The sequence below is a fragment of the Streptomyces sp. P9-A2 genome (genome assembly GCF_036634175.1).
In the GTDB taxonomy this organism is placed as follows: Bacteria; Actinomycetota; Actinomycetes; order Streptomycetales; family Streptomycetaceae; genus Streptomyces; species Streptomyces pratens.
In genome coordinates, this window is the sequence record NZ_JAZIFX010000001.1 from 6,522,514 (window position 1) to 6,540,539 (window position 18,026).

Annotated in this window: 16 protein-coding genes and 3 pseudogenes; 11 read left to right on the forward strand and 8 right to left on the reverse strand. The window is 68.2% G+C overall.

Features of this window, described 5'->3' with window-relative positions; genetic code table 11:
- Positions 1 to 52 precede the first annotated feature (52 nt).
- Positions 53 to 487, reverse strand: coding sequence for a VOC family protein (locus V4Y04_RS29555; RefSeq protein ID WP_332431419.1), 435 nt, complete (start codon positions 485 to 487; stop codon positions 53 to 55).
- Positions 488 to 1,128: 641 nt separating this feature from the next.
- Positions 1,129 to 2,532, reverse strand: coding sequence for a glycoside hydrolase family 43 protein (locus V4Y04_RS29560; protein WP_332431420.1), 1,404 nt, complete (start codon positions 2,530 to 2,532; stop codon positions 1,129 to 1,131).
- A 410-nt stretch (positions 2,533 to 2,942) separates the two neighbouring features.
- On the opposite strand from V4Y04_RS29560, the gene V4Y04_RS29565 reads away from it, so the two are divergent.
- The 3 genes and pseudogenes from V4Y04_RS29565 to V4Y04_RS37845 all read left to right on the forward strand — a co-directional run.
- Positions 2,943 to 3,284: an AbfB domain-containing protein gene (locus tag V4Y04_RS29565; protein ID WP_332431422.1), complete on the forward strand. Its 342-nt coding sequence runs from the start codon at positions 2,943 to 2,945 to the stop codon at positions 3,282 to 3,284.
- Positions 3,285 to 3,349: 65 nt separating this feature from the next.
- On the forward strand, positions 3,350 to 5,665 hold the full coding sequence (locus V4Y04_RS29570; RefSeq protein WP_332431423.1) for a beta-L-arabinofuranosidase domain-containing protein: 2,316 nt from the start codon (positions 3,350 to 3,352) through the stop codon (positions 5,663 to 5,665).
- Positions 5,666 to 5,710: 45 nt separating this feature from the next.
- Positions 5,711 to 6,014: pseudogene (locus tag V4Y04_RS37845) on the forward strand (transposase); the annotation flags it as partial.
- A gap of 307 nt (positions 6,015 to 6,321) precedes the next feature.
- Here V4Y04_RS37845 and V4Y04_RS29585 read toward each other — a convergent pair.
- The gene (locus tag V4Y04_RS29585) at positions 6,322 to 7,155 is read right to left on the reverse strand and encodes a PIG-L family deacetylase (protein ID WP_332431426.1); all 834 of its coding nucleotides are present in this window, start codon (positions 7,153 to 7,155) and stop codon (positions 6,322 to 6,324) included.
- 609 nt (positions 7,156 to 7,764) lie between these two features.
- On the opposite strand from V4Y04_RS29585, the gene V4Y04_RS29590 reads away from it, so the two are divergent.
- A complete protein-coding gene (locus tag V4Y04_RS29590) occupies positions 7,765 to 7,995 on the forward strand; it encodes a DUF6243 family protein (protein WP_332431427.1) in 231 nt (76 codons plus the stop codon).
- Between the two features lie 394 nt (positions 7,996 to 8,389).
- Here the strand turns inward: V4Y04_RS29590 and V4Y04_RS29595 are convergent, their stop codons facing one another.
- Positions 8,390 to 8,884, reverse strand: coding sequence for a hypothetical protein (locus V4Y04_RS29595; protein WP_332431428.1), 495 nt, complete (start codon positions 8,882 to 8,884; stop codon positions 8,390 to 8,392).
- Positions 8,885 to 9,087: 203 nt separating this feature from the next.
- Here V4Y04_RS29595 and V4Y04_RS37850 point away from each other — a divergent pair, with 203 nt between their 5' ends.
- The 3 genes from V4Y04_RS37850 to V4Y04_RS29610 all read left to right on the forward strand — a co-directional run bounded on the left by V4Y04_RS37850 (position 9,088) and on the right by V4Y04_RS29610 (position 12,388).
- A complete protein-coding gene (locus V4Y04_RS37850) occupies positions 9,088 to 10,128 on the forward strand; it encodes an ATP-binding cassette domain-containing protein (RefSeq protein ID WP_443080107.1) in 1,041 nt (346 codons plus the stop codon).
- A 177-nt stretch (positions 10,129 to 10,305) separates the two neighbouring features.
- Positions 10,306 to 11,676: a TrkH family potassium uptake protein gene (locus V4Y04_RS29605; RefSeq protein WP_332431429.1), complete on the forward strand. Its 1,371-nt coding sequence runs from the start codon at positions 10,306 to 10,308 to the stop codon at positions 11,674 to 11,676.
- Between the two features lie 70 nt (positions 11,677 to 11,746).
- Positions 11,747 to 12,388, forward strand: coding sequence for a potassium channel family protein (locus V4Y04_RS29610; RefSeq protein ID WP_332431430.1), 642 nt, complete (start codon positions 11,747 to 11,749; stop codon positions 12,386 to 12,388).
- Between the two features lie 57 nt (positions 12,389 to 12,445).
- Here the strand turns inward: V4Y04_RS29610 and V4Y04_RS29615 are convergent.
- The 3 genes and pseudogenes from V4Y04_RS29615 to V4Y04_RS29625 form a co-directional block, all read right to left on the reverse strand.
- Positions 12,446 to 12,547 (reverse strand): annotated as a pseudogene (locus tag V4Y04_RS29615) (potassium-transporting ATPase subunit KdpA); the annotation flags it as partial.
- Between the two features lie 288 nt (positions 12,548 to 12,835).
- Complete coding sequence (locus tag V4Y04_RS29620; protein ID WP_332431431.1) at positions 12,836 to 13,228, reverse strand: ester cyclase; 393 nt, start codon at positions 13,226 to 13,228, stop codon at positions 12,836 to 12,838.
- Positions 13,229 to 13,690: 462 nt separating this feature from the next.
- Positions 13,691 to 14,389 carry an SDR family NAD(P)-dependent oxidoreductase gene (locus tag V4Y04_RS29625; protein ID WP_332431432.1) on the reverse strand — a complete coding sequence of 233 codons (699 nt, stop codon included), beginning with the start codon at positions 14,387 to 14,389 and terminating at the stop codon, positions 13,691 to 13,693.
- Positions 14,390 to 14,502: 113 nt separating this feature from the next.
- On the opposite strand from V4Y04_RS29625, the gene V4Y04_RS29630 reads away from it, so the two are divergent.
- Complete coding sequence (locus V4Y04_RS29630) at positions 14,503 to 15,372, forward strand: helix-turn-helix transcriptional regulator (protein WP_332431434.1); 870 nt, start codon at positions 14,503 to 14,505, stop codon at positions 15,370 to 15,372.
- Complete coding sequence (locus V4Y04_RS29635) at positions 15,369 to 16,031, forward strand: NADPH-dependent F420 reductase (RefSeq protein WP_332431435.1); 663 nt, start codon at positions 15,369 to 15,371, stop codon at positions 16,029 to 16,031. The genes V4Y04_RS29630 and V4Y04_RS29635 overlap by 4 nt, the downstream gene beginning before the upstream one ends.
- Positions 16,032 to 16,368: 337 nt before the next feature.
- Here the strand turns inward: V4Y04_RS29635 and V4Y04_RS37855 are convergent.
- Positions 16,369 to 16,702 (reverse strand): annotated as a pseudogene (locus tag V4Y04_RS37855) (hypothetical protein).
- Between the two features lie 554 nt (positions 16,703 to 17,256).
- Between V4Y04_RS37855 and V4Y04_RS29645 the strand changes: the two are divergent.
- Together V4Y04_RS29645 and V4Y04_RS29650 are read left to right on the forward strand one after the other, a co-directional pair.
- Positions 17,257 to 17,454 (forward strand): AAA family ATPase, encoded by a 198-nt coding sequence (locus V4Y04_RS29645; RefSeq protein ID WP_332431436.1) that lies wholly within the window; start codon positions 17,257 to 17,259, stop codon positions 17,452 to 17,454.
- Between the two features lie 26 nt (positions 17,455 to 17,480).
- Positions 17,481 to 18,020 carry a hypothetical protein gene (locus tag V4Y04_RS29650; RefSeq protein WP_332431437.1) on the forward strand — a complete coding sequence of 180 codons (540 nt, stop codon included), beginning with the start codon at positions 17,481 to 17,483 and terminating at the stop codon, positions 18,018 to 18,020.
- Positions 18,021 to 18,026 lie beyond the last annotated feature (6 nt).

Below are 18,026 nucleotides of genomic sequence, written 5' to 3' on the forward strand. Positions count from 1 at the left end.
CGGTTCTTCGTCCTGGCCCATGGGGGCAGAAAGAGGACACGTTCGCGGTCTCTCAGTCGAGACAGAACTCGTTGCCCTCGATGTCCCGCATCACGAGGCACGACTCGTTGTCGTCGTCGGCGAGCAGCAGCCGTACGCGTACCGCGCCGAGCGCGACCAGTCGTGCGCACTCGGCCTCGAGTGCGGCGAGGCGCTCCTCACCCACGAGCCCGGTGCCGACCCGCGCGTCAAGGTGGAGCCGATTCTTGACGATCTTGCTTTCGGGCACGCGCTGGAAGAACAGCCGCGGGCCCGCACCCGAGGGATCAGCGCATGAGGCGAACGCCGGACCCTGCTGCTCAGGGAGCAGTGCGCGATCGAAATCGTCCCAAGTGGCAAACCCCTCCGGCGGCGGTGCGACGTACCCCAGCACCTCGCACCAGAAACGAGCGACGCGCTCAGGTTCCGCGCAGTCGAAGGTGACCTGGAACTGCTTGATCGATGCCATTGGCCCACCGCAGTGGCGCGGGCTGTTCACCGGGACCCCGGATGCCAGCCTCTCGCGGGTCGAGGTCTCGCGTGACATGAGTGGGTGACGCGCTGATCCGGGTCGCGTCCGGTCGTTGGATCGCGCCAGATCCTGTGAACTGCGCCGCCCTCGGTGAGGCGGAGACACTGGCGCCCGGCCCGGGTGAGGGTCACGGTGCGCGTGCTCGCGGCGGTTGCGAACCCGGCGGGCCTGGTGCCGGTGACGGACGCCGACCCGGCGAACTTCCCGGCTCCGGTGCGCGCGTACCCGTTCGAAGCCCACCCGACGGGGGTGTGCACCAGGGGCGGGAAACGCTGCACGAGCGTTTGCGTCGCCCGCCGCTCTCCGCGCCGTACGGCCCTGAGAAGTCTGCGTTCACCGTCGTCGTCATCGCTCATCATGCTGCGATCCGGAAATGTCTGCGCGTGTATGAAATGGCCTCGAGCGTACGTGAAAGCATGCCGAATACGCGTGCGTGACGTTGGATTCTCGCCACGCACGGGGAAAATGGTGTCGCGCCCCGAGAGCGGGCCGAGTTCCCAGGTGGCCGTCTTTCGGCCATCCCGTATCACTTTTTTGAAAGGGGTTTTCTCGCTTTCCTCGAGGGCCTGCCCGCTCCGTCAGTGACCGACCGAGAAGGTGGCGTCGGCCCGGTCCGTGGCGGTGGTGATCGGGGCGATCCGCAGGGCGTAGCCGGAGTGGCGGATGTAGTGGGTGGGCTGGTTGTGGGAGCGGAAGGAGGACCAGGAGGTGTCGGCGAGACCGGCGACGCGGTGGAAGGTGGCGTCCTGGGCGAATGTGCCGGTGCCGTCGCTCGCGTCGAGGCGGAGTGCGAAGTCGTAGTGGCGCAGGTAGCGGGTGGGGTGGCTGACCGACTGGAAGGAGACGCCGGAGGCGTCGGCCAGGCCGGGTACGAGCTTCCACTGGGAGTCGGTGTACGGGTCGAAGGGGTAGGTGTCGATCCGGGCCGTGTAGTCGGCGTGGCGGACGTAGCGAGCCGGGTAGTTGTACGACTTGAGCCGGTTCCAGGCGGGGGCGCCCCACCGGGCCAGGAGATTGGTGTACTCGGTTCCGGTGATGGGTGCGATGGTGCAGTGCTTGGCGTTGACCGGGTGGGTGTAGAGCCTCTGGTCGACCGGGGTCCAGGTGCCGGCGGCGAGGTCGCCGGTCTGCCAGGCGTAGAAGACGCCGTTGGGGGTGTAGGTGTCGCCCCACAGGTACCAGGTGTTCGAGGTCAGGGACTTCACGAGGGTGGGGGCCTCGGTACCGCCGTGGGCGACCGACGTGCTGAACGGGGTGAAGCTGCCCGGATCCAGCGAGGTGGAGCGGGCGCCGACCAGGCCGCCGGTCCCGCTGCTCTTGAAGTAGAGGTAGTTGACGCCGTTGACGCCGACGGCCATGTCGCCGTCGATGACGTCGTAGCCGGGGTCGAAGAAGACCTGGGGGGCGGAGACGGTCGTGAAGTCGCTGGTGTGGTTGACCATGAGGACGTTGTGGCCGGATGAGTTCACCGCCGAGTAGAGGATGGCGTACTGGTTGCGGCTCGCGTCCCAGAAGGCTTCGGGGGCCCAGCTGTGGGTGACCATGCCGTGCAGGTGGGGGCGCCGGTAGTTGGTGAAGGTGCGCAGGTCGGTGGAGTCCCAGACGTGGATGTACTGGCTGTTGTAGCCCCAGTCGGTGCCCTTGAGGTCGGTGGCGAGGACTACGAAGGTGCCGTCCCGCTTGCGCATGATGAACGGGTCGCGCAGGCCGCCGGCGCCGGCGGCGGGAGTGACCACGGGGTTGTTCTGGTTCAGCGGCGTCCAGTTCAGGGAGTCCGTACTGACGGCCAGGTGCAGGCCGTAGTCAGTGCCGATGCCGTTCGGCGACTCGGTGAAGTACCCCATCACGTAGGCGGAGTCGGCGGCCTGCGCGGAGCGGGCTCCGAGCGTCAGATCGGTGGCCAGGGCCATCGTCGTGGCCGTGGCGGCGCCGAGGAAGAGTCTGCGTGACGGCATGGCGGGGGTGCGGGAATGTGCGCTCATCGGTTCTCCGGGGGTGGGGGCGGGTCGGGTGAGCGAACAGCGGTGGACACGCCGAGCGCGGAAGGAGGCCGGCTGGACAGCTTCATCGACGTTCGATATGTGGAACACGGTTCGGCGGGGCAGTCAGGAAAATAAGGCGCTGTTCGTGGTCCGTCAATATCTTGGGTGCGATTTTCGTCATGGGCTCCTTCGTGGACGCTCCCCGCCGGCCGATCGTCCCTCGAGGTGCCGACAGTATTGACGCCGTATTACGTGCCCCCTAAAGTTCCGGCGTCGCTGCGAACGGTTTTCGAAATATCGAACACGCGGGTGCGGGTCACCGATATGGCGGGCTCACATTTATTCCGGTTTCGCGAAGTCCCGCGTTTTCGCATCCCGTTTCTGCTCCTTCCGACTGTGAGGAGACGTTCATGCGCGCTCTGATACCGGTCACTCTCCGGACGCACCGCCGCGGGTCCGGCCCCGCCGACCCGCGCGGATATTTCCTGCGCGTCCCGGACGGCCGCTGCGTGCGGCACTACGCCTACCGCCTGCGACCGGACCCCGGCAACGGCACCGCCGTCTTCGCCCGTGACGCCACGTTCACCGCCCGACCCGACCCGACCCAACCCGGCTCGGCTCCCGGAGCCGTGGCCCTGAAGTCCCGCAGCCACCCGGGTCGATACGTCCGTCACCGCGACTTCGCCCTCCGGCTCGACCCGTGCCGGACCGGCGAGCCGTTCGCCTCCGACCGGTCCTTCCGACTCGCCTGAGCCTCACCCCCGCCCCTCCACACCCCCACACACCACCGCCTCCCACGCACGGAAGAGAGCGCACGATGACCTCCTCCCTCAACAGACGCCGCCTCCTCCAGATCGCCGGAGCCACGGCCGCCGCCTCCGCCACCGGCCCCCTCCTCGGCGCCGTTCCCGCCCACGCTGCGGTGGTCCCGCCCGTCCGGGCGGACATCGGGGCCCTGGCCCACCCCTTCGCGCTCGGCCAGGTCCGGCTGACCGCGAGCCGCTGGCTCGACAACCAGAACCGCACCGCCGCCTACCTGCGGTTCGTGGACGTCGACCGGCTGCTGTACAACTTCCGCGCCAACCACCGCCTCTCCACGGCCGGCGCCGCCGCGACCGGCGGCTGGGAGGCGCCGGACTTCCCCTTCCGCAGCCACAGTCAGGGCCACTTCCTCACGGCCTGGGCGCAGTTGTACGCCGCGGCCGGGGACACCGTCTGCCGGGACAAGGCCACGTACATGGTCGCGGAGCTGGCCAAGTGCCAGGCCAACAACGGCGCCGCCGGATTCACCGCCGGGTACCTGTCCGGCTACCCCGAGGCCGACTTCACCGCCCTCGAAGCCCGCACCCTCAACAACGGCAACGTGCCCTACTACACGATCCACAAGACCCTCACCGGTCTGCTCGACGTGTGGCGCCACCTCGGCAGTACCCAGGCCCGCGACGTCCTGCTGGCGCTGGCCGGATGGGTCGACACCCGCACCGGCCGGCTGACCGCGGCACAGACACAGGCCATGCTGGGCACCGAGTTCGGCGGCATGAACACCGTGCTCACCGACCTGTACCAGCAGACCGGCGACGCGCGCTGGCTCACCGTCGCCCGCCGCTTCGACCACGCCGCCGTCTTCGACCCCCTGGCCGCCGGCCAGGACCGGCTCGACGGCCTGCACGCCAACACCCAGGTACCGAAGTGGATCGGCGCGGCGCGGGAGTACAAGGCCACCGGCACCACCCGCTACCGCGACATCGCCACCAACGCCTGGAACATCTGCGTGGGCACCCACACCTACGCCATCGGCGGCAACAGCCAGGCCGAGCACTTCCACGCCCCGAACGCCATCGCCGCGTACCTGCGCCAGGACACCTGCGAGAGCTGCAACACCGTCAACATGCTCACCCTCACCCGCGAACTGTTCGCCCTGGACCCGAACCGGGCCGCGCTCTTCGACTTCTACGAACAGGCGTGGCTCAACCACATGACCGGCCAGCAGAACCCGGCCGACCCCCACGGCCACGTCACCTACTTCACCCCCCTCAACCCCGGCGGCCGGCGCGGTGTCGGCCCGGCCTGGGGAGGCGGCACCTGGAGCACCGACTACACCAGCTTCTGGTGCTGCCAGGGCACCGGCCTGGAGATACACACCCGGCTGATGGACTCCATCTACTACCACGCCGGCACCACCCTGACGGTGAACCTGTTCGTCCCCTCGGTCCTCACCTGGACCGAACGCGGCATCACCGTCACCCAGACCACCTCCTACCCGGTGAGCGACACCACGACCCTGCGCGTCACCGGCAGCGCGGCCGGCACCTGGACGATGCGCATCCGCATCCCCGGCTGGACCACCGGCGCCACCATCGCCGTCAACGGCGTCACCCAGAACGTCACCACCACACCCGGCGGCTACGCCGCCCTCACCCGCGCCTGGACCCCCGGCGACACGGTCACCGTCCGCCTGCCCATGCGGGTCGTCATGCGGCCGGCCAACGACAACCCGAACGTCGCCGCGATCACCTACGGCCCGGTCGTCCTGTCCGGCAACTACGGCAACACGACGCTCAGCGCCCTGCCCTCCCTGGACACCTCCTCGATCAGGCGGACCGGCACCAGCACACTCGCCTTCACCGCCACCGCGGCCGGCGCCACCGTGAACCTGGGCCCCTTCCACGACGCCCACGGCCACAACTACACCGTCTACTGGAACACCGGAACCGTCCCCGAGGTCCGCCTCGTCAACGCGGCCGGCGGCCTGGTCCTCGGCATCCAGGACATGTCCACCGCCGACGGCGGCCGGGCCCTGCAATGGAACGACTCCGGCACCGCCGACCACAACTGGGAGATGCTCACCGACGGCAGCGCCTTCCGCTTCCGCAACGTCCACAGCGGCAAGGTCCTCGGTGTCCAGGACATGTCCACCGCCGACGGCGCGGCCGTCCTGCAGTGGGCCGACAACGGCACCGCCGACCACCGCTGGACCCTGCTCGACCAGAACGACGGAACATACAAGATCCGCAACGAACACAGCGGCAAACTCCTCGCCATCGCGGGCAACTCCACCGCCGTCGGCGCCTTCGCCGTCCAGGACTCCGACGACGGCACGGCCGACAACCGGTGGCGCGTCGTACGCAACTAGGCCGTGTATCGAAAGTGGATCTTGAGTTGTGAATGATCACGGTTCATGGCACGGGGAGATCTCACGGACGAGCAGTGGTCGGTGTTGGAGCCGTTGTTGCCGAAGGGGGCGAAGGCGGGGCGGCCCCCTGTCCGGCCCCGGCGGCAGCTGATCGACGGCATACGGTTCCGGGTTCGGACGGGGGGTTCCGCGGCGGGACGTGCCCGTCGAATACGGGCCGTGGGGCCGGATCTATGACTTGTTCCGCCGATGGCAGCGGGACGGCACCTGGCACCGGTTCCTCACCCGCCTCCAGTCCCTGGCCGACGCGAAGGGTGAGATCGTGTGGGACCTGAGCGTCGACTCCACGTCATTCGACGTGGCACACCCGAGCCGGTGATGTTCAACATCTTCGCGCGCGTCAATACCGGAGGCGAACCCCTCACTCGGCAGGAGATCCGGCACGCGCTCATCCCGGGACGGGCCCGCACGCTCCTCGCGGAGCTCGCGGAAACCAAGGAGTTCCGGCAGGCCACCGGCTACAGCGTCGTCGGCGACCGGATGGCCGACCGGGAAGTGATGAGTCGGTCCGCAGACCTGACTCACCACTGCCCCAGGAAATCGCCCGCCGTGCGGCCGATGAGCCTTCCCGGGCCCCGGTCGGGCGGGCGGGCGGATCAGCGCAGTCCGGCGAAGAGATCGTTCTCGGGTACGGCCGCGCCGGTGGCGCCCTTGACACGTACGAAGGTCTCCGTGCCCATCAACTCGCCGAACCTCTCCTTGCCCATCTTGAGGAAGAAGATGTTCTCGCCCTGACTGGCGTGCGCGGCCAGCGCATCGAACTTCTGACCGCTGAACGCGGTGGTGTCCACCCACGTGGTGATCTCATCGTCGGGGAGGCCGATCTCGGCCATCGCGGCGGCCTCGGCAGGATCCGGCTCCGGCATGTCCTCATGAAACTCGCGCATGATTTCGCCGAACCGCTGCATCCCCGAGCGGGGCATCGTGGTCCAGTACACCTTCGGTGTCAGCGTGGTCATCTCCAGCGCCGCCATCGTGATGCGGTGGGCCTGGATGTGGTCAGGGTGGCCGTAGAAGCCGTTCTCGTCGTAGGTGACGACCACATCGGGTCGGTAGTGCCGCATGAGTTCCGCAAGCCGGGCGGCGCCTTCCTCGACGGGGGTCCGCCAGAAGGATCCGGGGGCGTCGTTGCTCGGCCAGCCCATCATCCCGGAGTCGGCGTAGTCCAGCATCTCCAGCTCGCTGACCTTCAGGACGTCACAGCTCGCCTCGAGTTCTTGACGGCGCATCAAGGCGACGGCCGCCGGATCGTGCCCGGGATCGCCCGGCTTGGCGCCTCCCGTTCCGTCACCGCAACCGCCGTCGGTACACGTCACGAGAACCGTACGGATGCCTTCCGCCGCGTACCGCGCGAGGATCCCTCCGGTTCCGGTGGCCTCGTCGTCGGGGTGGGCGTGTACTGCCATGAGCGTCAAGGGCCGGTCGGTCATGAAAGAGTCCTCCTGCAGAGATACGTCTTGGTCCGAGTAGCGCGGCGGGCGTACCGCGATCCTGGGGCCCGGGTCCTGGTGGGGCGGACGACCTTGTGGTCTCCGTGTTCCCCGCCCGTGCGGCGCCGGTCCCCCGGTCGATGCAACCGTGCCGGCCCGGCCAACTGTTCCCGGCGCGGCTGTCTGGCCTTCCAGGCGGCGGCGTTCACGCGCGAAGGACGTGCAGGCGCGGCCCGCACGTCTCGGTGCCGTGTCGAATCCGACTTCTGTCCGGCACCAGCCGTGAGGTCCCGGCACGGAACGGGGGATCTTGCAGGATGACGGAATCACAGTTCGCCGGCGGTTCGTCGCCAACCGGACCGGAAGGTCCCGGTCGGCGTACGTGCCAGTCTGAGGAGAACTCGGAACGGCAGGCCCGGCCGGCGCCGGGACGGCGAAGAACCTTGGTGTGCGGGGTCGGCGGAACCGGGTAACGTCTTGGTCATGTTCTTCCAGACGCCGATTTACGAGTGAGAGCGTGACGGGCCCCTGCTGACGACCTTCGACGTCGCCGCGCCCGTCCCCCGCCGATGAATCCGTAGATCACTTCACATCATTCCGGGAGAACCCGTGAGCAAGAACATCAACAACCCCGTGGGCATGGGCGGGGGCCAGCGCAAGAAGCTGTCCCGCACCGAACGGCAGAACAACGGTCCGCACCGCAACCTCGACCGCCAGGGTGCCGCCGACCAGAAGGCAGAGCTGGTGCGCAAGATGCGCGAGAAGGCAGGCGCAGCCGAGGGCGCCGGACAGATGGGCGACGACACCGCGCAGACAGGCGATGACACCGCGCAGAGCTGACGCACCGCCGCCGCAGGGCGGCAACCGCACGGAGCAGGGCCCGGACCGCGACGCGCGGTCCAGGCCCTGCTGCCGTACCGGGGCGGCGGGTCCCGCTCACCGCCCCGGTTCAGCCGCGGGCCGCCCAGCCCGTCGACAGGGTGACGTCTTGTCGATGACTCATCATGTGAAGAGCGCGGTGCTCGGAAGCAGTCGCTCCCGGTTCAAAGTCCCAGAAAAGCCTCAGAGACTCCGTCACACTCCACCTCGCCTCGCATTTATGAAGGTCAGGAGGGGCGTGACAGCGCTTTTTCCGAGAACCCTCAGATGTCCCGGAAGAGACCAGCGAGCGCGGTGACCTGCCACGATGGACGGTTATGGACTGCTGACCTGCACGAATGACCTTTCGGCTGTTTCACGCTCGTACCCGTTGATGCAGCTGGAAGTCCCAGAAAAGTCCCAGGGACCGGCTGCTGCGGCTGAGGCGGTTGCGGACCTGGGCGGCCCGCTCTGGGATCGTGTGAGCGATGCTCCGTCGGCGGAGCCAGGGGCGTATTCCTTCGAGCTGTGGTCCCGTCAACACGACGACGCGGACGAGCCGGCTCGACGTTCTTCCTGGCGATGGACCTGGCGCAGGCGGTCGGGACGGCGATGGGGTCGTCGCGACGACGGCGAACACCGGCGCGGTCTTCCTGATGTCGGCGCTGCTCGTGCGCGCCGCCCTCACCTGGTACTTCACGCTCCGAGCAAGAGGGCGGGCGTAGGGCATGGAGCCGACCGGATAGACGCTCATACCGCTGGTGATCCGGTTCTCCCCGCCCGCCGACGGCGTGGTGATCAGAGGTGTCGTCACTACCGAACCACCACGGTCCAGCAGGGGTACGGACGCGGCCTTGACGATGGTGGTCATCCGGGGTTCCTCTCCACGTTCGGGGGCTGCGCCGACCGACGCTAGGCCGCCTCCCTGTCCTTGGGTGCCCTCCGGCGTGCAGCTTCACGTTGCGCTCCGGGAGGGGTGAGTTCGCAGAACCCGGCTGTACCGTCGGCCGGCGTCCCACGGCGTATCGACTCGTGCGCGCAACGTGCCGGAAAGGAAAGGCAGGTATCGGCCGGATGAGGCTTCCCGTTCTCAGCGATGAGCAGATGACTCCGCGGCAGCAGGACCTGGCCGCTCGGATCGCCGCCCGGATCGCCGGTCGGCGCGGTGCCGTCCGCGGTCCGTTCCGCGGCTGGCTGTACAGCCCGGAGATGTGCGAGCGCGCCGAATCCCTCGGCGCCTTCGCCCGTTTCGACTGCAGCCTCCCCAAGCACTTGCGCGAACTGGCGCTGCTGATGGCGGCCCGGAACTGGGACGCGCAGTACTCCTGGAACGCTCATGTGCACCGGGCGATCGAGGCTGGCGTTCCGGAGGCCGCCGCCAAGACCATCGCAAAGAAGCGCGAGGCCGTTTTCGACAGCGAGGCGGACCAGGCCTTCTACCAGTTCTGCCGCGGGGTTCTCGAGGAGCACTTCGTCTTTGACGCCACCTGCGCGCGTGCCCTGGAGCACTTCGGTGCCAAGGGACTCGTCGACACCATCGGCGCACTCGGCAACTTCACCATGCTCGACATGTGCCTGAACGCCTTCCAGGTGGACCTCCGGGCCGACAAGGAACCCCGTTCCCGGACATCCGCGGCTACGAGCGCGTCACCCCGAGCACGGACGGACAGCGGCCGTGAGCCCGCCCGGGGACGGAAGCACGCGGGGAGGGACCGCCATGACCGAGAGGGCGCCATCGCCACCGACCGATCGCCTTCCACGGCCGTCCTCCGCGTCAGGGGCGTCACCAAGAGCTTCGGCGGCGCGGCGGCCCTCAAGGGCGTCGACCTCGACCTCCACCCCGGCGAGATCCACGCCCTCATGGGCATGAACGGCGCCGGCAAGTCGACCCTGGTGCAGATCCTCTCCGGAGCGCACCAGGCCGACGGCGGCACCGTGGAGGTGGGGGGGGTACCCCTGGCCAGGTGGCTCGGCCATCGGGGAGTGGGCGAGACCATCATCGAAGGCTCCGGCGATGACATCGACGTCCATGTGGTGATCTACTCCGAAGCCGCGCACGGCCGGTTCCTGTACCGGCGCACGAGCTCCCGCGGAACCCGCGACGCCACGCGGTGACCCGCACACGGCGCACCGCCATCAGCCGGTTCCCACGCCTTCTCGACGCCGTGGCGCGTTCCGTACGCCCGCTCCGGGAGGGATGCTGTGGGCAGGTGGCCGCGTTCACCGGCCTCCTTGTGCGACGGGGGCACGACAGGAAATGTGGCGGAGGGACATCGGAGGTTGCTGGTGGCCGTGGGTACGACTCGGGCCCGGTGGTCCCGGCTGGCCGTCTATCCCGCCCGTGGCGTCGTCCTGGCCTTCGCGTTCGTCGTCGTGCTGGGTGCGGCCCTGCTGATGCTGCCGGCCGCCACCGAGCCCGGCAGGGACACCAACGTACTGACTGCCCTGTTCACCTCCACGGGGGCGGTCAGCGGCGGGCTGCCCCTCGTGGGGACCGGCAGCCACTGGAGCGCGTTCGGCGAGGGCGTGGTCCTGGCTCTGATCCAGATCGGCGGGTTCGGCATCATGACGCTCGCGTCGCTGCTGGCCCTGCTCGTCTCCGGTCGGCTGCGACTGCGGACACAGCTCGCCACGCAGGCGGAGAGGAGCCTCAGCGTCGGTGACATCCGTCGGGTGGTCCTGGGAGTCGCGGGCATCACGCTGGCCATCGAACTGGCCACGGCCGCCGTGCTCACGGTCCGTTTCCACATCGGCCATGGCCTGACGGCCGGAAACGCCGTCTACCACGGGATCTTCTACGGGATCTCCGCCTTCAGCAACGCCGGGTTCGGGCTGCGCGACGACAACCTCGTCGGCTATGCGCACGATCCCTGGATCGTCCTGCCGATCGCCGCCGCCTGTGTGCTCGGTGCCCTCGGCTTCCCCGTACTGTTCGAACTGCTGCGCAGCCGCCCGGGCGCCCGCGGCGGCACCCGGCACCGCTGGTCCCTGCACACCCGGCTCACCCTCCTCACCTCCGCGGTCCTGCTCGCCGTCGGCACCGTCATGACCTGCGCGCTGGAGTGGAGCAACCCGAGGACTCTCGGATCCCTGGAATGGGGGGACAAGCTGCTGGACGGGTTCTTCACCGCTGCCAGCTCGCGTACCGCCGGCTTCAACACCGTCGACACCGGTGCCATGGAACCGGCCACCCTCCTGGGCATCTGCGTGCTGATGTTCATCGGCGGCGGCAGCGCGGGTACCGCGGGCGGCATCAAGGTCACCACGTTCGCGGTTCTGGGAGCGGCGATCCTGGCCGAGATCCGCGGGCGCACCGACGCGGACATCATGGGCCGCCGGCTCTCCACGGCCACGCTGCGTCAGGCCCTCACCGTGGCGCTGCTGGGTGTGGGTCTCGTCATGGCGGGCACGTTGGTGCTGCTCGCCGTCACCGGGGAAAGAGCCGACGCGGTCCTGGCGGTCCTGTTCGAGGCCGTCTCTGCTTTCGGCACGGTCGGCCTGAGTACCGGCATCACCGGGAACCTTCCCGCAGCGGGCCAACTCACCGTCATCGTCATGATGTTCGTCGGGCGCGTCGGCCCGATCACTCTCGCCAGCGCGCTCGCACTGCGTCAGCGCGACCGCCGGTACACCCTGCCCGAGGAGCGACCCGTCATTGGCTGACCACTTCAAGTTACTGCGTCCACACCGACGTCGGCGTTCCGCCGACCGTCGCCCGGCCCGCGATTCCAGAGTGGCGGTGATCGGTCTCGGCCGTTTCGGACAGTCCGTGGCGGCGGAGCTGATGCGGCGTGGCTGGGACGTGCTCGGCGTCGACGCCGACGTCGGCGTCGTCCAGAAGGTCGGCGAAGAGCTGACCCAGGTTGCCGCCGCGGACTGCACCGACCCCGCTGTGCTGGCGCAGCTCGGCGTCGGCGAGTTCTCCCGCGTGGTGGTCGGTATCGGCACCGACCTGGAAGCCAGCATCCTGACCACCTCCAACCTCGTCGACGCCGGCGTGGCCGCCATCTGGGTTCGGGCCACCACCCGGCAGCACGGACAGATCCTGGAACGCATCGGTGCCCACCACATCGTCCTGCCCGAGCACGACATGGGCGAGCGCGTGGCCCACCTGGTCACTGGCCGGATGCTGGACTTCATCGCCTTCGACAGCGATTACGCGCTGATCAAGACGCTCGCCCCGAAGGTCGTCGGCGGGATCCCGCTGGGCGAGAGCCGGGTGCGCAGTACGTACGGCGTCACCGTCGTCGGCATCAAACGCCCCGGCGCCGACTTCACTCACGCCACCGCCGAGACGGTCGTCCATCCCGGCGACGTCATCATCGTCACAGGCAGGACCCGGGCGGTGGAGATGTTCGCGGAGCTGGACCGGTGAGACGCACCGTCAACGCAGGCACTACGGCCTCAGACATCAGCGGAATGACAATCCAGCTCGGCCGCGCAGCATCGCGAGCCCGCTCATGGTGTTGAACCACTGCGTGTCCGCGTTCGGACCGGCGAAGGCCGAGCCGTTGTTGTCGGCGCTCGAGCTATAGGGGGTCTGTCAAACGAGCGGCCCTGTCTCACATTCGGTGGTGACGGTAAGTAGTTTCCGTGACTGGCAGTAACACTCCCAGGCCAGCACGGGTGTAGCGACCGTCGGCACCGTGTCTGTCCCGCTCGATGGCGCGTCTGCGGCTGCTCTCCTCGGAGCCCGGAGCAGGCACATCACATCGGTGATGACGTTCCGTCACCACCGAATGTGAGACAGGGCCGAACGTTTTACAGTCCCCGGCGCGGCGTCCCGGGAGATCCTGGGACGGCGTGCCGAGGCCGGCTGAGGTCAGGCAGCCAGCTGCCGCAGCAGGTCGGACGAGTCGTGCAGCGCCGTCATCTGTACGAAGCGACCATCGCTGACCTTGTAGATGGCGTACTCGGTGATCTCGAAGGAGGTGCCGGAGGGAGGAACGCCGAGCCACTCCTTCACCGGGGTGCCGGTGTTGATCGCGCGCACGGCGATCCGGTCCCGGTCGAACAGCAGCTCCTTGACCTCCCAGTGGAGGTCCGGAACGGCGTCGAGGTTGTACTTCATGACCGCGATGACGTCGTCGCGGGTGCCCGGTTCGCCGTTCAGCACGACGTCGTCGGCGATGAACTCGTCCATGCGGTCGAGCTCGCGGACATCGAGCGCCGCCACGTAGCGCAGGTACCAGTCCTTGAGGCCGGAGTCGGTCATCGGTTTCTCCTTCTGGGTCGTCGAACCCTGTGCGGGAACCGAGGGAGAGTGGCGAGGACCGGTGCCCCGCTCAACTCGCTACCGAGGTTAGGGATGGCGACGGTGGTGGCCAGAGTCCTCCCGAGCCCGGGGACTGGGAGTACCACGTTCGCCGCGCCGCGTGAACCTGGCCTCGATTCATGAGTGAGGACGAGGAAGGGCGCGCCGCACACGACGTGAGCAGAGGCTAGGTGTATTGACCCGCAGGGTTGTTGACGCCGTGCGTGCGGTGCTGTCCTGGACAGCACCACCACACCGAAGGTCTTCGCCATGATCAAGCCCGGCCGGCGTCAACAACGCTCATGATCAATGCAGTTAGGTCCTGCGTGTCCGGTCGCGGTCGCGTACGACGGTCGCAGCCCGCTCCGCATGCGCTGGAAGTGCCGGTGGAATCGGCGAGGAAGGTGTGTCGTCCGTTCAGCTTCACCACGGGAGGGGGCCGTAGCGGTCGATGATCCGACCGGTTCCGGCGCTGGGGTCCTCGGTGGCCAGCGTCACGATGGCGTCGGTTCCCTCGGCCACGGTCTGGGTGCCGGTGTGGCCGTTGAGATCGGTTGCGGTGTAGCCGGGATCGACGGCGTTGAACCGGACGTCGCCGAACGCCTTCGCGTACTGAGTGGTCAGCATCGTGACGGCAGCCTTGGAGGCCGCATAGGCGGGGGCGATCACCTTCGACTCGACCCGTTCGGGGTCGTGGGTCAGTGCGACGGACCCCAGGCCGCTGCTGACGTTGACGACGGCCGGAGCGCCGGAGGCGCGGAGGAGCGGCAGGAAGGCCGTGGTGACCCGCACGACGCTGACGACGTTGGTGTCGAGCACCAGTGCGACCTCCGTGCCGGTCAGCTCCTCGACGGACACGATGCTGCCGGTGATACCGGCGTTGTTGATCAGGACATCGATCCGGCCCTCGTTGGCCGCGACATCGGCGGCCGCGGCCGCAACCGAGGCATCCTCGGTGACATCGATCTGGACGAAGCGGGCACCGAGCGCTGTCGCCGCACGGCGTCCGCGGTCGACGTCGTGGGCACCGAGGAGCACAGTGTGGCCGACTTCGGTGAGGCGGCGGGCGGTCTCGAAACCGAGGCCCTTGTTGGCGCCGGTGATGAATGTGGTCTTGGGCATGCCCCAAACCTTTGCCGAGCCTGCCGGAACCAGCCAGGGAACGGTTCTCGGTAGGACCAGCAGTACCACCGAGCGAGCACGGAGACAGACATGTGGCCGCTTACGATGCAGGGGTGAACAATGGCCATGCCGTCGACAACCAGCTGGGAGCGACGCTTCGAGCCTGGCGGGACCGGCTCTCGCCAGAGGCCGTCGGACTGCCGGTGGACAGGGCGCGTCGATCGCCGGGCCTGCGGCGTGAGGAACTAGCCGAGCTGGCCGGTCTCTCCGTCGACTACCTTGTGCGACTCGAGCAGGGCCGGGCCGTCAACCCCTCCGAGCAGATCGTCGGCTCGTTGGCCCGCGCGCTGCAGCTCTCCCAGGACGAGCGAGACCACCTCCATCGGCTCGCCGGGTTCCGGCCGCCGCAGGACCGGCGGGTCGTCGACGACATTCCGCCGAGCATGCGGCGGCTGCTGACCCTGCTCGACTCCACTCCGGTCGCGGTCTTCGCCGCAGACTGGCAGCTGGTCTGGTGGAACCCCAGGTGGGCAGCGCTGTTCGGCGAACCCACGAGGATCGGGGCCGAGGAGCGCAACCTGGTGCGGCTGCGCTTCCCGGTCGCCTCGGACCGCGGTCGTTTGACGAGCTGGCCGGTGATCCCGGTCAACGCCGAGGCCGCCGACCGGGCCCTCGTGGCCGACCTGCGCCGAGCCGCGGCCCGGTTCCCCGACGATCCGCGCGTGTCCGAGCTGGTGGCCGGCAGGGTCGCCGGCAACCCCCGGTTCGCCGCGTTCTGGGCCGACGCCGCCGTGGGGCGGCACGCTGAGGACCGCAAGACCATCCGGCACCCCGTCATCGGGGAGGTGAGCGTCGACTGCGACGTCCTGACGGACGGGGACACCGATCTCAAGGTCGTCGCCTACACGGCGGTCCCGGGCAGTGAGGACGAGTCCAAGCTCGAGCTCGCCGGCATCATCTCGCCTCCAAGGAGCGACGCGTGACCACGATCGGCATCATCGGAGCGGGCGAAGTGGGCAGCCAGCTCGCCCGCGCAGCCGTGGCCCACGGTTACCAGGTGGCCATCGCCAATTCACGAGGACCCGAAACACTGACGCACCTCGTCGACGAGCTCGGACCCTCGGCCCGTGCCGCAACGGCGGCCGACGCCGCCGAAGCGGGCGACTTCGTGATCATCGCCGTCCCCCTCAAGCTGGTCAACGGCATGCCTGTGGAGCAGCTGGCCGGCAAGATCGTGCTCGACACCAACAACTACATGCCCTGGCGCGACGGCCACTTCCAGGCCATCGACTCGGGTGAGGAGACCGTGCACGAGTTGCGGCAGGAGCAGTTGCCCACTTCAAAGGTCGCCAAGGCGTTCACCCACATCCAGGCTCCGCGCCTCTTCCTCTCCGCCAGTTCTCCGGGCACTCCCGGCCGGCACGCTCTCTCGGTCTCCAGCAACCACCCCGAGGCGGTGGAGCTCGTCACGCGCCTGTACGACGAGTTCGGATTCGACACCGTCGACAACAGCCCACTCAGCGAGTCCTGGCGAAGCGGCCCGGGTCAGCCCGCCTGGCTGTCGCACGCCCACCAGACGCGCGAGCAACTCGCCGCCAACCTGGCCGACGCGCACCGGATCAGGTACCCCGTCCGAGGCTGAGCCCGGCGTCCGGCCTCGCCGGTTCACTCGATCCGCTGATCAGCGAGCCGGAGCCGGTGATGCCCGGCACGACATCCACGCCACCGGGAGCGAGTGCCGCGACGTGGTCCACGCCCGAACCGGACTCAGTCGACCCTGAACTTGTCGGCGAGCTGGAACTCGAACTCCCAGGCTCACAGGGCTCGCCGCCGGCGGCCCGACTGGACCTTCCCGACACCCAACCGCACGCCCTCGCACTCTTCGCGCACGGCGTATCCCCCGGTGAGAACCGGTGGATACGGGGAGCCGAGCGCGATCACATCCGCCAGGAGCCGCGTGTGCAGCTCCGGCATGTCCGTCACGCGGCTGCCCGGGTGCGGGAGGCGAGCTGGGGGAAGGCGTCTTCCCACACGGTGCGCACGGTGCGGCCGACGAGGGTGCGCAGCACCGGCCACAGATGGAGGAGCAGGTCCTGGTTGAGGTAGCGGGGCAGGTCGTCGTGCAGGCTCTCGTGCAGGACGGTGCGGTACAGGCCCATACGCTGGCGCTCAGGCCGACGTCCTTCCGGACGCATCACGTGGAGTGCCGGGCAATCCGCCCCCAGCCCCTGAGGCCGACACAGTCTCCCGGCCCGGCCCAAAAGTCCCTGAGAAGTCCCACAGGCGAAGCCGACCCCCCCTCCTGGCTCGCATAGACGCAGGTCAGGAGGGGGCGCGGTGTTGTTTCTGAAGCCTCTCAGATGTCCCGGAAGAGACCAGCCTGGTCCGTGATCTGCTGCACTGAGTAACTTCGGCGGTCTGAACTGCGTCAATGGCCTTTCGGCTGTTTCACGCTCATGCCCGTTGACGCAGCCGGAAGTCTCAGGGCGCTCCCAGAGGCGATGGAGACCCTGCGGTGGTTCTTGGGGTCGGCCAGGGGCGTAAGAGATCGTCGGAGTCGGCTGCCAGGGACGCCTCAGCGCGCGGTTTGGCGGGCCGGGGCCCACTTCCTATGCGCGGTTCGGTGTCAGGTCGCGATGGCGTGTTGGGCTCGCAGTACCAGACTGTTCGACAGGAGGTGAGTATTCGTCGACCACATCCGACCGGTTCAGTCGGATTCCTTCACAGTATCCACGGGTATCCCGCGCAGCCCATAAGATGGCGCCCCTGGGACGTCCGATACCCAAGGCGACGTCTGAGACGAGATGTTGCGGAATCCATCAGGCCGCCTGCCCCTTGGCGTAAGTGGAACGGAGTAGCTGAGAACGGTGCACCTGCACAACTTAACGGTGTGCGGATTCCGATCCCTTGGAGACGTCCGCGATATCCCGGTCAGCGAGCCGACCATTCTTGCCGGTCAGAACGACGGTGGTAAAAGCGCTGTGCTCGCCGCGCTTGCGTTCCTCGTAGGTGAAGGTCTGCTGGCCGAGGACGACCGCACATACGATCTACAGCTGGAGTACTAGCAGTAGAAGGGGAAACCGAACAGAAGGTGATCCCGCTGCTGTTCCGGCTTTCCGAGAGGCAACCCTTGCAGTCCGCCGGCATCGCTCTATGGGCTTGCTTCAACAACGAGGGGGCTCTGCACCTTGCTCGCTACTTGGTCGAGCATCAGCGGTCCGTGATGCTCATGGTGGATGCCGACAGCCGCACCTTGCCGAAAGGGCTGTTCAAGGAAGCACGGCTCCAGCAGTTCTTCGGAGCCGCCTTCGACGACGTGGTCCGATTTGTTGGTGAGCCGGACTCCTTCAACGAACTCGAGGAACTGTTCCCTGACGTCCTCTGGGCCGAGACCGCCAACGCGATCTGGCCGAAGGGCGAAGCATGGAACCCGAGCGACTTCGCTGCCAAGCGCCCCGGTAGGAAATTCAGCAAGGAAGTCCTGGCCATGCTTCGGCAGAGCAGCGCCAGCGGTCCAAGCGGCAAGCCCGACATGATGTTCGGGCTGGTGAGCGGACTCACCAGCCCTGACCAAGTACCGGCCCAGCTGCGAGAGGTCTTTGGAAAGCTCAAAAAGCTGGCCGCAGCCTAGGGACGC